Source organism: Nocardia sp. NPDC060259 (genome assembly GCF_042728775.1).
In the GTDB taxonomy this organism is placed as follows: Bacteria; Actinomycetota; Actinomycetes; order Mycobacteriales; family Mycobacteriaceae; genus Nocardia.
This window is the reverse complement of record NZ_JBHXAY010000159.1, coordinates 1-11,021: the sequence shown is the minus strand read 5'-3', so window position 1 is coordinate 11,021 and position 11,021 is coordinate 1. Positions and strand designations below refer to the sequence as shown.

Sequence of the window (11,021 nt, the reverse complement as noted above, 5' to 3'; positions counted from 1 at the left end):
TTCCTGGGGTTTGCAAACGGTATTTCTCGATGAATCTGGCTGTGAGATCTTTACAAGGGTCGAAGTCTGCCGAAATCGATACCGTTGTAGTCGTAGCCTTCCCTCCGGATTCTCCGGAGTTCGACGAACATCCCGCCGCCAGGGTGCAGGCGGATGCTGCTGACATAGCCGCCACGCACTGCCATTTCGGCTTTCTTGCACTCCGCATCATTTCGAATCAGGGCAAGAACCAAAATCTCGACCCCTGTGCCAACATCATGGAAATCGACTCAGTAGTAGAGAAATCCATCGGTGAGGAGAACTGGCCATGGCGGATGGAGGAGGAGCGCCAAGATCCGCCGACCTTCCTTGCCGCCTACCGCAAGAAATCGGACCACTAGTCATCTGTTAGGACGATAAGCGATACCAGCTTTGTGTTCCGGTCGATAGCCAGGAGCTCGTGAAACTCCACGTGCAGATTCCCGTAGTCGTTTATCGCAGAATCGCCCAGATCTTTCAGCAGATAGACCGAATCTGCCCCGGCCAGGGCGTCGTTAACTGACGACTTGAGTTCTTCGCTCAATGTGGTGGGTACGGGGCCACAGTTTTGTAGCCATCGGTCTAATATATCCACAGCGCCGTTGTGGTCGATCAGATCGAATGACGACGGTGACAAACTGGATATCCAGTACGGGCCGTGTCTGATGCCATCGACATCAATTCCTCCGCCCACGTAGTCATCGCGATATTCGACCGCACGAAGGACTCCATCGATTACCGCGTCGTCATTGACGGCCGAATCTGGGATAATGAAAGTTCTCACATCAACCCATTGAAAGCAATGGCGTCCACCTGGCTCAAAATCGTAGTCGCGAAAGTTGATGAACTTCATTCCGGAATATATCACGTCGCCAACGAGTCCTTTCGGCGAGGGGTTGACATATTAGATGTGCCACCGTTTGACTGAAACGCCGGGTACATTATTGAAATCTATTGTAGGTCCACCCGATCGACTGAATGGCCGATAAGTGACGGTCGATGGCGGATTTCCCGGGATATTCCACACCTCAATATCGCCTTTCGGGGTCGGCTTGACCTCTGGTGGGCCAAGCTTATCAGTAAGCTCCTGGCGTGCTTGTTCGAGAGCCGCGGCTGAAACGATCTGGACATTTGCGGCGTCCTCGGTCCCGATCAACTCTCCTGCTTCGTCGGTTACTACGTCGAGTACCTCTGCGGCTTCTTCCGCACCCTCTACTGCCTCATCGAGGAGTACCTTCATCGCGATGATTTCGGCGAGCGCGAGGGCGACCTTGCTTGTGTCGGGCACCTTCTCGAAGGCGGTGATCGCCGCGACCGCGCCACCGAACGCTGCGCTGAAGCCCAGGATTCTCAGGAGCCTCTGACTGTTCAGGGCGTTTCGGATGCCGTTCATCGCGTTGGTGATGACCACGCCGATACGGACGGCCGCCAAGGCGCCGGAGCCGCCCATCGTGAAGAGGAAGCCGACGGCGGCGACACCGATCGTGACCGCTATCTGCGCGGCGAGCATGGTGAATTCGCGGTTGATCGCGGTGTTGGTTTCGTGGATGCCGGAATTGAACTCCGAGATCGGGGCCGCGATATTTTGACCCGCCATCACGATGGTGTCGGCGGAGGAGCTGATCGTGTTGAGATGCTGCTGGATCAGCGTGCGGTTCTCGACGCGATCCATCTTTTCGAACATCTGCGAAATGGTGTCGATCCGAGCCTTCGCTCCGGACAACGCTTCGCTGGCCGAGAAGGTCGACCACGCGGCCGAGACATCGGCCAATGCATCGATATCAGCGTTCGGGAGTTTCTTGAATTCCTTGGTGATCTCGTCGAGTAGTTTGTCGAAGAACTCGCCGTCACCGTCGTTACGGACGCCCATGCTGGCTGTCGCGGTTGTCGCGGACGGCATATCGACCTTGTACTCGGTCATCGCGGTGATGGTCGGGCGCGGCGGTGCCGGGTCGCTGTTGTTGTTGATGCCGTAGTTGTAGCCGGAGGCATACAGGACGTTGCCGAAGTTGGTCAGTGCGTCCGACAGGTTGGTGCAGGCCTGCAAGGTGGAATGCACGACGCCGTCGTAGGCTTGCGCCCATTCGACGCATCCTGGTGCGTCGCCGGCCATTCCGGCGCCTTTGCCCTTGACCGCGTCGTGGACGGGTTTGTCCGCGGCACGGAGGTCGTTGGCCAGGTCATGGCACTTTTTCGCAGCATCGTAGTAGGTGACCCAGTCGACATACATGGTGTCATCCGCCTTGCAGCATGCGAAAGTTCAGGTCTATCGCATTCGTGTAGCGGGTGTGCGCGGTCTTGGCGGCGGTGCTCATGTCGCGGATACCTTCGACGAAGTCGCGGGCACCGGCCGACCATTTCTGGTGTGCCGTCTGATAGGCGTCGGCTGCGATGCTTTCCCAGCCGGTGCCGCCCAAGCCCGCGACCTGGTCGTCTATCTCGTCGAGGTGGTCGGCGATGAAGCCGGCGAATCCACCGAGCTTGGCGATGATCTGTTCGAGGTCGTCGAGGTCGACGTTGAATTCCGATCCCATCGGGGCCTACAGATTGAGACTGTACGCGCCGAGAGCGGCGGCCGTCGACTCATCGGTTTGGCTGTAGGTGTCGGCGGTGACGCCGAGCTTTTCGGCCATCTCGGTTAGTGCGGCGATGATTTCCAGTCCGCCGGTTCGGGTTTCGGTCCATCCGGTCGCGAAGGTGTTCGCGTAATCGCCGGTCCAGCTGGCGCCGACACAGGCGTCTACTTCTCGTGTTGCGGTGTCGAGTGCCTGCCGCAAGGTGTCGGCCAGGCCGTAGACGTAGTTACCGACATCACGAACTTTGTCCGGGACAACAGTCAACGACTGGCCGTCCCCCCAGGGATGCTCATGAGGCCCGATGGTAGCCGGTGGTCGGGGATCGGCCAATCGGGCTGCGAAGCAAGAGTATTCGTCCGGCCGGATGAGTGGCACGGCGCCCCCAGACCGTGCCTGTGGGCTGGTTTTCGGCCGCTGTTTCGGGTAGCGCCCATCGGCGCTAAACTGCGTGCTGACGCTTCGACGGGGAGGGAGCTCAGTGGCTATCGGTGGGGATGCTGCGGCGCAGCTGTGGAATGCGGCGTCGTCGGGGCAGTTGACGATGGAGCCGGATGCTGCTCGGGAAGTGGCTCAGGCGTATCTGCGGTTCGCGGCGATGTGTGATGAGTGGGTCGTTGAGGCGGAGCGACTGATCAACATTCATGGGTTTGGGTCGCTGGACTCTGCTCGACAGCTGCAGCAGGGCTTCGCAAAGAAGGCGGACGGGGCAAAGCAAGTGTTGGAGCAGATGGCGACCGCGGCGAGAGGTATGGCGAATGGATATCTGCAGGCTGCGGGGATCCTGGCTGAGGCAGACCAGCTCAGTGCGGCAGCATTGAGCGCGATCGCTGGGCAGGGATGAACATGAAACCGGGAACGATCATCGGCTGCATTCTTGTTGCTTTGGCCGCGTCAGCGTGCAGTTCGACGAGCGGCACGGCTGGCCCCGAGTCCTCCGCTTCAGGCGGTTCGGCTGGCTCGACCGCGACTCAGTCTGCGCGCCCGACGCTGACCGATCCGAAGCTCCAGCCGCCGTCGCAGGAGAACAAGAACACGCAATCGACCGCGCGACCCAAGGTGGTCTTCGACCCGTGCACCTGGATCAGCGACGCAGATATCGAGTCTGTCGGTTTCCGACCAGGATCGCGGAAGCGGGGGTCCGACCTGGTTGCCGAGTACACCTTCTTGACCTGTGATTTCCGCAATCCGGACCACACCGTGTCGCTGGGCTTGGACTCGGGAAACATCACGTGGGACGAGAACCTTCAGAAGAATGGCCCTTGGTTGGAAGCGACGACTGTCAACGGTCGCCAAGCGGGGCTCGTGCGTGGCGACCCCGGGGGCGAAAATGCCTGCAAGGTGCACCTTCGGACGAACGTCGGTGTCGTCTTTGTGCGAACCCTCGTTCTGAGTCTTGGCCGTGAGCAGAATCTCGACCCCTGCGCCAACATCATGGAAATCGCCTCGGTAGTAGAGAAATCCATAGGTAAGGAGAACTGACCATGGCGGACGGGGGAGGAACGCAAGTACCGCTGACGGACATTCTTTCGACGACATTAGGACTACCGCCGCTCGAGCCGACGGCCAACGGGCGACAGCAGCAGACGGGGGCTGAGCGGCAGCAGGAGGCGCTCAGTCACGGGGGGACCGATCCGAAGTACATCGCTGATTTCGAAGTCTTCGAAGGTCTTTCGCATCAGGACATATACAACGCGGTACAGCAGATGCAGCCAGGCGTCATGCAGCATTTCGGTGACCAATGGGTCGCGATGTTCACGTCGATCTCCGGTGCGGTGACCGGGCTGATGCTGCAGACGGCGCGGGCAACATCGAGTCTGCAGGGAGAGTTCGCGTCGGCGGGAGAAGCCGCCGGGCGGCGGTTCGTCACCGAGGCGACGGATGTGTACACGGTGCTGTCCGCGGTCGGGCATCGGGTGAAGGCTGCGGCTTATGGTGCCGAGGCAGTGAAAGTGGCTGTGCCCGCGCCGGTCAACTCGGCCGAGGCAGTCAACGTCGGTACTTCGGTGCCGGCGACCCTGGCGGAACTGGTGGTACCCGGCGATGCGGCGACTGTCGAGCGGGAGAAGGAAGACCGCCGTCTCCAGGCGATCGCGGCGATGAACATGACCTACAAGCCGACCTATGGACCCGCCGGTGAGAATGTGCCGACCTTCGTGGCGCCCACCCAGCCGGGTACCGGCGGCGACACCGGTACCGGCACGGGTGGCGGTGGCTCGAATAACGGTGGCACCATCGGCGGTGGTACCGGAAACAATGCCGACGCGGGGACTTCCGGCGACCCAGGTACCACCGACGACGCGGCGCAGCCGGAATCGACCGACGGCGACGACGACACCTCATCGGCGGGTACGGATACCGGGAACAGCAACGGCGACGACGACACCCAGGCGCAGAACAGCGCCGACCCAACGAGCACCAATCCCGCCGCGACGGCACCCGCCGCGGCAACGCCGGGCACCGGCACCAACCCGTCCGGTGGATCGCCAGGGAGCGGGTCGCCGGGTGGTGGTGTCGGCTCGGGCAGCGGTGGCACTCTCGGTCCGGGCGGTTCCGTCCCGGGGCGTTCGCCCGTCGGCGCCGGTCAAAACCTCGCCGCCGCTGGTCTTTCCGGTGCGGCAGGTGCGGCATCTGCCCGTGGCATGGGCTCGCCGGGCATGATGGGCGCGCCGGGCGCGCGCGGCGGTAAAGGCGACGACGATGACGAACATCAGGCGCCCGACTACCTCCGCGGGGTTCAGCCCGAACTGCTCGGGCCGGAACAGCCCACGGTGCCCGGAGCCATCGGGTCCGACGCACCCGCGACCCGCCTCGCGGAGGACCAGGGCGGCGCGGGGGCATCGTGAGCTGGACCTTCACCGCCGACGAATTCGCCTACGTCTGGCAGGCGGAAACCGGTGATGACCGGTACCCCTTCCCGCTCACCGTGTATTCGGCCGCCGACACCGAAGACCGGTACGTGGCACTCGCCCAGGACGCAGCGCAGCGCTGGCCCACCGGCGCCGACCCGGACCTGACCGCGGTGCTGCGGCACGCGGCCAGGCCCGACACCGCGCTGGCGGTATTCGACGACGCCGGACCCCGGCTGCGCGCCTACGGCGCCCGGTCCGGGGAGCGCGGTGTCGTGATCCGGCAGTACGACGACAACAGTGTCGAAGTGTTCTCCGGCAGTTCCGGGATGGTGGCCCGCGCCTTCGCCTCCTTCCTCGGCGAGCTGCAGGCTGGGCAGGCGGGCCATCTTGTCGAGGACATCGACCGGCTGGCCGCGCACTTCGAATCCTGGCAGCGCCCAGCCGATTCCGTCGCCGCCCGCATGCACCGCCTCACCGAGACCCGCCGCACCGCCTCCGGACACGTCGAGGCCAGGGCGGGGTTGCACGCCGAACACCCAACGCCCGCACGGCATCTGACCTGGCTCGACGTGGCCGACGACGGCCGCTATCTCTCCTACCGGCGATACCAGGATCTGCACATCGAACCCGCGAGCAAGCAACGCCTGATCGACGCGATCGAAGCCATCGCGACGGCTGGTGCACACGAGGATTGAATTCGGTGCGGCCCTGAACACTCCAATGTCGACCGTGAAGCCTTGCCGCACTTGACCGCCGCCCCGCCATCGCGCCGCCTTCCGAGTCCAGCGAGAAGGAGGTTTGTCTGATTCGAACGTAGTTTCGAAGACTGATAGCCTTCCTGCATGGTCAGCTCGTCGCATGAGGCGATGCACGGGATCTTCACCCATAATCCAGTCGCGTTCGCTCGCGCCTTCCATGTTCTCGATCTCCCGTTTCCTGATCCCATTGCTGTGGAACAAATTTCGGTTGATCTCACCGAGACGGCTCCGGTTGAACGGCGAGCCGATACAGTCCTGCGGATCACGACCGCAGAAGATACGTTCCTGCTCGTCGTGGAGGCGCAATCGAGCAGCGATGTCACGAGGATCGCGGCGTGGTCGTACTACGTGACTTTCCTGCACAACAAGTACGAGCTACCGGTCGTGTTGGTGGTCGTATGCCATGACAAGCAGACCGCCACCTGGGCGAGTAAGCCGATGTCGGTCACGTATCGGCGCTGGACCAGCTTCACACTGCAGCCCTTGGTGCTGGGCCCGCACAACGTGCCCGCGATCACCGATCCGGCCGAGGTCCTCGACGACCTGCCGTTGGCTGCGCTTTCAGCGATCACGCATGCCCGGGAGCCGGAGATCGGTGCGATACTGGAGGCGATCATCGTGGCGTTCCGCAGACGGGGATACGACGATGAGACCGCGTTCTATGCCGAACTCGTCGAACAGGGAATTTCACATACCGACGCCGCCCAGCTTTGGAGGGACCAAATGGCCACTGATCTGTCGTTCTTCCGTTCGGAATCGGCTCAGCGGCTGCGTGAGCAGGGGCGTGAGCAGGGCCTCGAGCAGGGCCTCGAGCAGGGCCTCGAGCAGGGGCTCGAGCAAGGGCGGGCTGAGCAGGCGGCGCGGTCGGTGTTGACGGTGCTCACCGGAAGGGGTATCGAGCTCTCGGCTGCCCATCGGGCGCGACTGGTCGAGACCACCGATCTCGCTCAGCTCAACACCTGGTTGGTGCAGGCCTTGACCGCTACGCGAGCGGGCGAGCTCTTCGACTGAGGCTCATGCCCTGGCCCGCCGCAAGAGCGGAGGGCCAGGCATTCGGTGGATCAGGCGTCGGCCACCGCGAACGCGGCCGACAGCGGCGGCAGCATGGCGCGCGCGTCGGCGCCGCTGAACCAGAGACCTACGGTGAACACCGAGGTGGCTTCCAGATACTTCGCCCGGTGCAGACCACCCGCCGGGAATGGTTGCAGTGCAAGATCTTCGGCGAGAGTGGCCACCGTGCGGATCGCCTCGGCGTCGTCGCCGCAGAGCGGGACGGCAAGGCGCGCACCGTCGAAGATCCGGTCCGCACCTGCCCACACCTCGGCCGCGAGCAGGTTGAAGGCTTTGACCACGTGGGCTTTCGGTGCGCCCGCGGCGATTCGTTCAGCCACCGCGTCCTCGCTCAGGACGAAGGCGGTGACGCCATCGGGTGCGGCCTCGTCGGGCAGGAACGCATTCGTGCAATCGATGACGACCTTCCCGGCCAGCGCGCTGCCGTATTCGTCGAGCAATGCGGCGAGCGCGCTCACCGGCACTGCCATCAGCACAATGTCGGCGCCAGCGATCGCCGCGCCGATACCGGTGGCGCGTACCGCGATCAGTGACGCTCGCTCGGATTCCGCGGTACGCGGGATCTCGGTGGTTTCCGAGACGCGCGCGCCGCGCCGAGGTGACGTATCGCCCAGCGTCGAATTGATCCGGGCCGCGAGTTCGCGCGCGGCTTCCGCCGAGCGGGCACCGATGACCACCTCGTGCCCGGCCGCGGCCCATCCGCCGCCCAGCGCGGCAGCCATCGCCCCCGCGCCGATGATCCCAATTCGCATGACAACTCCTGTGTTCCAGTGGTGTCGCGCCCAGCGGCTACGACCACACCGACGCTAGGAATCCCGATAGGCACCCGCGGGTGCCTATCGGCGGTGGCAGTCTGGTTCGCATGACCGCCGTACCGGCCGAACCGACGGAGTACCCGCCCTACGGGGATTTCGAGGCCGACTGTCCAGCCAGGATGGGTGTCGACCTGTTCGGGAATTCCTGGCTGCCCGTGATCGTGTACATGCTGCGCGATGGTCCGCTTCGTCACAGTGAGCTGCGTACCGCTGTCGGGGGGATCAGCCAGAAGATGCTCACCCAGACGTTGCGGCGGATGGAGCAGATGACGCTCGTACGCAGGCAGCGTTACGCCGAGGCGCCGCCGCGCGTCGAATACGAACTCACCGAGGCGGGCCGCGATCTGCTCCAGCCGATTTATGCGCTCGGCACATGGGTCGACCGCCACGGTGCCGCGGTGACCCGGGCGATGTACGGCGAACCGCCGGACTGACACGCCCGGCGACGCTCCAGGTGCCCGCCGGGTGAACGGCACGAGAACACCACGCCAAGGGCCTGTGACCTGCGCGAAACTTCGACGACCCGCCACCGCAACGTCGGTCGGCACTCGTACGATCAAAGCGTGAGTGTTCCGCAGGCCGTGCTGTTGGCAGTCCTCGCGGCTGTCGTCGGGCTGGCAGTCGGGGGCCTGCTGATCCCGTATGTCAACGCCAGGCAGGCCGCCCGCACCCAGGAAGACACCGGGCTGACGATGTCGCAGGTGCTCGACCTGATCGTGCTCGCCTCCGAGAGCGGCATCGCCGTCGTCGACGAATACCGCGACGTGGTGCTGGTGAACCCGCGCGCCGAGGAACTCGGCCTGGTCCGCAACCGGCTGCTCGACGAACGCGCGTGGGCCGCGGTGGAGAAGGTGCTCGACACCGGGGAGTCCGCCGAATACGACCTCACCGCCAAGAACCCGCTGCCCGGCCGTGGCCGGATCGCCGTGCGCGGCGTCGCCCGCAAGCTGTCACGCGAGGAGACCAGCTTCGTCGTGCTGTTCGCCGACGACGACTCCGAGCAGGCGCGCATGGAAGCGACGAGGCGCGATTTCGTCGCCAATGTCAGCCACGAGCTCAAGACGCCCGTCGGCGCGATGAGCCTGCTGGCCGAGGCCATGCTGGAATCCGCCGACGATCCCGACGCGGTGCGCCACTTCGGCTCGCGCGTGCTGGGTGAATCGCGGCGCCTCGGCAAGATGGTGACCGAGCTGATCGCGCTGTCGCGGCTGCAGGGCGCCGAGAAGCTGCCCGACCTGGCCGTCGTCGACGTCGACACCGTGGTGCAGCAGGCCGTCGACCGGTCGCGCACCGCCGCCGAGGCCGCGGGCATCACCGTCAGCACCGACCGGCCGAGCGGGCTGGAAGTGCTCGGCGACGAGACACTGCTGGTCACCGCGCTGTCGAACCTGGTCGAGAACGCCATCGCGTACTCGCCGCAGGGTTCGCACGTGTCGGTGAGCCGGTCGTTGCGCGGCGATCACGTCGCGATGGCCGTCACCGACCGCGGCATCGGCATCGCCAAGGAAGACCAGGAGCGGGTGTTCGAGCGGTTCTTCCGCTCCGACAAGGCCCGCTCGAGGTCGACCGGCGGCACCGGGCTCGGCCTGGCCATCGTCAAACACGTGGCGGCCAACCACAACGGTGAGATCACCCTGTGGAGCAAACTGGGCACCGGCTCGACGTTCACGCTGCGCATCCCCGCCCATCTGGAAACCGATGGGGACGAGGACGCGGAGCCGACGCCGGAGCTCGCCACGAGAGAAACCATCGTCCAGCGCACCCCTGCTGGACGAACGAACGGTGTGGAGGCACGCAGATGACGAGTGTGTTGATCGTCGAAGACGAGGAGTCGCTGGCCGATCCGCTGGCGTTCCTGCTGCGCAAGGAGGGCTTCGACGTCACCGTCGTCGGCGACGGTCCATCCGCGCTGGCCGAATTCGATCGCTCCGGCGCCGACATCGTGTTGCTCGACCTCATGCTGCCCGGCATGAGCGGCACCGATGTCTGCAAGCAGCTGCGCACCCGCAGCGGTGTGCCGGTGATCATGGTGACGGCGCGCGACAGCGAGATCGACAAGGTCGTCGGCCTGGAACTGGGCGCCGACGACTACGTCACCAAGCCGTACTCGGCGCGTGAGCTGATCGCCCGCATCCGCGCCGTGCTGCGTCGTGGCGCGGGCGACGAGCTGGACTCCGGCAGCGAGAACGGCGTGCTCGAGGCCGGTCCGGTGCGGATGGATGTGGACCGGCACACGGTGCACGTCAACGGCGGACAGGTCACCCTGCCGCTCAAGGAGTTCGACCTGCTCGAGTACCTGCTGCGCAACTCCGGCCGGGTGCTCACCCGCGGCCAGCTGATCGACCGCGTCTGGGGCGCCGACTACGTCGGTGACACCAAGACTCTGGACGTGCACGTCAAGCGCCTGCGCTCCAAGATCGAGGCCGACCCGGCCAAGCCGGAGCACCTGGTCACCGTGCGCGGCCTGGGCTACAAGTTAGAGGCGTAGAACTGACAGAACCCGGCATCACTGCGGAAGTGGTGCCGGGTTCTTTCGTGTAGGTGCCTCGAGCTCAGAGCGCGCTCCAGGCGACGCCGATGGGGGTGTCGATCTTCTTGAGCGGGAGCCAGCCGAAGGCGTCTTCCTGCATGCAGTCGTAGATCGGGACGTCGACGGCGTTGCCGCGGCAGGCGATGGTGGTCGTGGTGCCCGTCGCGCTGATGATGATGAACTTGCCGTTTTTGGCGGCGTCGACCGCGGCCGGGTCGTTGAAGTTCACGAAGCTCGAGGTGAAGTCGGCGTACGCGGCCGGATCACCGTTCGGCGCGGCAGCGGCCAGGCCGGTCATGGAGAGGGTGGCGCCGATCACGAGGGTCGCCAGGGAAAGCGCTTTCTTCGACATGAACAGCGATCCAACCCCATGTCGATGAAGGACGCATGGCGGGAAGGTGAAC

General features: G+C 64.6%; 15 protein-coding genes. 9 read left to right on the top strand and 6 right to left on the bottom strand.

Annotated features, from left to right (window positions below):
* On the top strand, positions 1-380 hold a 380-nt coding region (locus ACFWF2_RS32290; protein WP_379311277.1), incomplete at its 5' end, for a hypothetical protein.
* Here ACFWF2_RS32290 and ACFWF2_RS32285 read toward each other — a convergent pair.
* The 4 genes from ACFWF2_RS32285 to ACFWF2_RS32270 are packed head-to-tail and all read right to left on the bottom strand — an operon-like array spanning position 377 to position 2,858.
* Positions 377-871, bottom strand: a complete 495-nt coding sequence (locus ACFWF2_RS32285; RefSeq protein ID WP_379311276.1) for a hypothetical protein — start codon at positions 869-871, stop codon at positions 377-379. The genes ACFWF2_RS32290 and ACFWF2_RS32285 overlap by 4 nt on opposite strands.
* Before the next feature lie 51 nt (positions 872-922).
* Positions 923-2,248 (bottom strand): hypothetical protein, encoded by a 1,326-nt coding sequence (locus ACFWF2_RS32280; RefSeq protein ID WP_379311275.1) that lies wholly within the window; start codon positions 2,246-2,248, stop codon positions 923-925.
* Positions 2,249-2,252: 4 nt separating this feature from the next.
* Positions 2,253-2,552: a WXG100 family type VII secretion target gene (locus ACFWF2_RS32275; protein ID WP_379311274.1), complete on the bottom strand. Its 300-nt coding sequence runs from the start codon at positions 2,550-2,552 to the stop codon at positions 2,253-2,255.
* Positions 2,553-2,558: 6 nt separating this feature from the next.
* The gene (locus tag ACFWF2_RS32270; RefSeq protein ID WP_379311273.1) at positions 2,559-2,858 is read right to left on the bottom strand and encodes a WXG100 family type VII secretion target; all 300 of its coding nucleotides are present in this window, start codon (positions 2,856-2,858) and stop codon (positions 2,559-2,561) included.
* Positions 2,859-3,072: 214 nt separating this feature from the next.
* Here ACFWF2_RS32270 and ACFWF2_RS32265 point away from each other — a divergent pair, with 214 nt between their 5' ends.
* The 5 genes from ACFWF2_RS32265 to ACFWF2_RS32245 all read left to right on the top strand — a co-directional run bounded on the left by ACFWF2_RS32265 (position 3,073) and on the right by ACFWF2_RS32245 (position 7,212).
* Positions 3,073-3,435 (top strand): hypothetical protein, encoded by a 363-nt coding sequence (locus ACFWF2_RS32265; protein ID WP_379311272.1) that lies wholly within the window; start codon positions 3,073-3,075, stop codon positions 3,433-3,435.
* Positions 3,436-3,437: 2 nt separating this feature from the next.
* Positions 3,438-4,073 carry a DUF3558 domain-containing protein gene (locus ACFWF2_RS32260; RefSeq protein WP_379311271.1) on the top strand — a complete coding sequence of 212 codons (636 nt, stop codon included), beginning with the start codon at positions 3,438-3,440 and terminating at the stop codon, positions 4,071-4,073.
* Positions 4,074-4,312: 239 nt separating this feature from the next.
* Positions 4,313-5,437 carry a hypothetical protein gene (locus ACFWF2_RS32255; RefSeq protein ID WP_379311270.1) on the top strand — a complete coding sequence of 375 codons (1,125 nt, stop codon included), beginning with the start codon at positions 4,313-4,315 and terminating at the stop codon, positions 5,435-5,437.
* The gene (locus ACFWF2_RS32250; protein ID WP_379311269.1) at positions 5,434-6,138 is read left to right on the top strand and encodes a hypothetical protein; all 705 of its coding nucleotides are present in this window, start codon (positions 5,434-5,436) and stop codon (positions 6,136-6,138) included. Before ACFWF2_RS32255 ends, ACFWF2_RS32250 begins: the two co-directional genes overlap by 4 nt.
* Before the next feature lie 147 nt (positions 6,139-6,285).
* On the top strand, positions 6,286-7,212 hold the full coding sequence (locus ACFWF2_RS32245) for a hypothetical protein (RefSeq protein ID WP_379311268.1): 927 nt from the start codon (positions 6,286-6,288) through the stop codon (positions 7,210-7,212).
* 50 nt (positions 7,213-7,262) lie between these two features.
* Here the strand turns inward: ACFWF2_RS32245 and ACFWF2_RS32240 are convergent, their stop codons facing one another.
* The gene (locus tag ACFWF2_RS32240) at positions 7,263-8,024 is read right to left on the bottom strand and encodes an NADPH-dependent F420 reductase (protein WP_379311267.1); all 762 of its coding nucleotides are present in this window, start codon (positions 8,022-8,024) and stop codon (positions 7,263-7,265) included.
* Positions 8,025-8,134: 110 nt separating this feature from the next.
* Here ACFWF2_RS32240 and ACFWF2_RS32235 point away from each other — a divergent pair, with 110 nt between their 5' ends.
* From ACFWF2_RS32235 to ACFWF2_RS32225, 3 genes are all read left to right on the top strand, one after another.
* On the top strand, positions 8,135-8,521 hold the full coding sequence (locus tag ACFWF2_RS32235; RefSeq protein ID WP_379311266.1) for a winged helix-turn-helix transcriptional regulator: 387 nt from the start codon (positions 8,135-8,137) through the stop codon (positions 8,519-8,521).
* A gap of 129 nt (positions 8,522-8,650) precedes the next feature.
* Positions 8,651-9,889 carry a sensor histidine kinase gene (locus tag ACFWF2_RS32230; protein ID WP_379311265.1) on the top strand — a complete coding sequence of 413 codons (1,239 nt, stop codon included), beginning with the start codon at positions 8,651-8,653 and terminating at the stop codon, positions 9,887-9,889.
* Positions 9,886-10,575 carry a response regulator transcription factor gene (locus tag ACFWF2_RS32225; protein WP_019049472.1) on the top strand — a complete coding sequence of 230 codons (690 nt, stop codon included), beginning with the start codon at positions 9,886-9,888 and terminating at the stop codon, positions 10,573-10,575. The genes ACFWF2_RS32230 and ACFWF2_RS32225 overlap by 4 nt, the downstream gene beginning before the upstream one ends.
* A gap of 64 nt (positions 10,576-10,639) precedes the next feature.
* On the opposite strand, the gene ACFWF2_RS32220 is transcribed toward ACFWF2_RS32225, so the two are convergent.
* A partial coding sequence (locus ACFWF2_RS32220; RefSeq protein ID WP_379311264.1) for a hypothetical protein occupies positions 10,640-11,021 on the bottom strand: 382 nt, incomplete at its 5' end.

What these genes read in the sequence shown, in the direction of transcription:
- ACFWF2_RS32285 (WP_379311276.1), bottom strand. Translation starts at nt 871, where the DNA reads ATGAAGTTCATCAACTTTCGCGACTACGATTTTGAGCCAGGTGGACGC.
- ACFWF2_RS32280 (WP_379311275.1), bottom strand. Translation starts at nt 2,248, where the DNA reads ATGTATGTCGACTGGGTCACCTACTACGATGCTGCGAAAAAGTGCCAT.
- ACFWF2_RS32275 (WP_379311274.1), bottom strand. Translation starts at nt 2,552, where the DNA reads ATGGGATCGGAATTCAACGTCGACCTCGACGACCTCGAACAGATCATC.
- ACFWF2_RS32260 (WP_379311271.1), top strand. Translation starts at nt 3,438, where the DNA reads ATGAAACCGGGAACGATCATCGGCTGCATTCTTGTTGCTTTGGCCGCG.
- ACFWF2_RS32255 (WP_379311270.1), top strand. Translation starts at nt 4,313, where the DNA reads ATGCAGCATTTCGGTGACCAATGGGTCGCGATGTTCACGTCGATCTCC.
- ACFWF2_RS32245 (WP_379311268.1), top strand. Translation starts at nt 6,286, where the DNA reads ATGGTCAGCTCGTCGCATGAGGCGATGCACGGGATCTTCACCCATAAT.
- ACFWF2_RS32240 (WP_379311267.1), bottom strand. Translation starts at nt 8,024, where the DNA reads ATGCGAATTGGGATCATCGGCGCGGGGGCGATGGCTGCCGCGCTGGGC.
- ACFWF2_RS32235 (WP_379311266.1), top strand. Translation starts at nt 8,135, where the DNA reads ATGACCGCCGTACCGGCCGAACCGACGGAGTACCCGCCCTACGGGGAT.
- ACFWF2_RS32225 (WP_019049472.1), top strand. Translation starts at nt 9,886, where the DNA reads ATGACGAGTGTGTTGATCGTCGAAGACGAGGAGTCGCTGGCCGATCCG.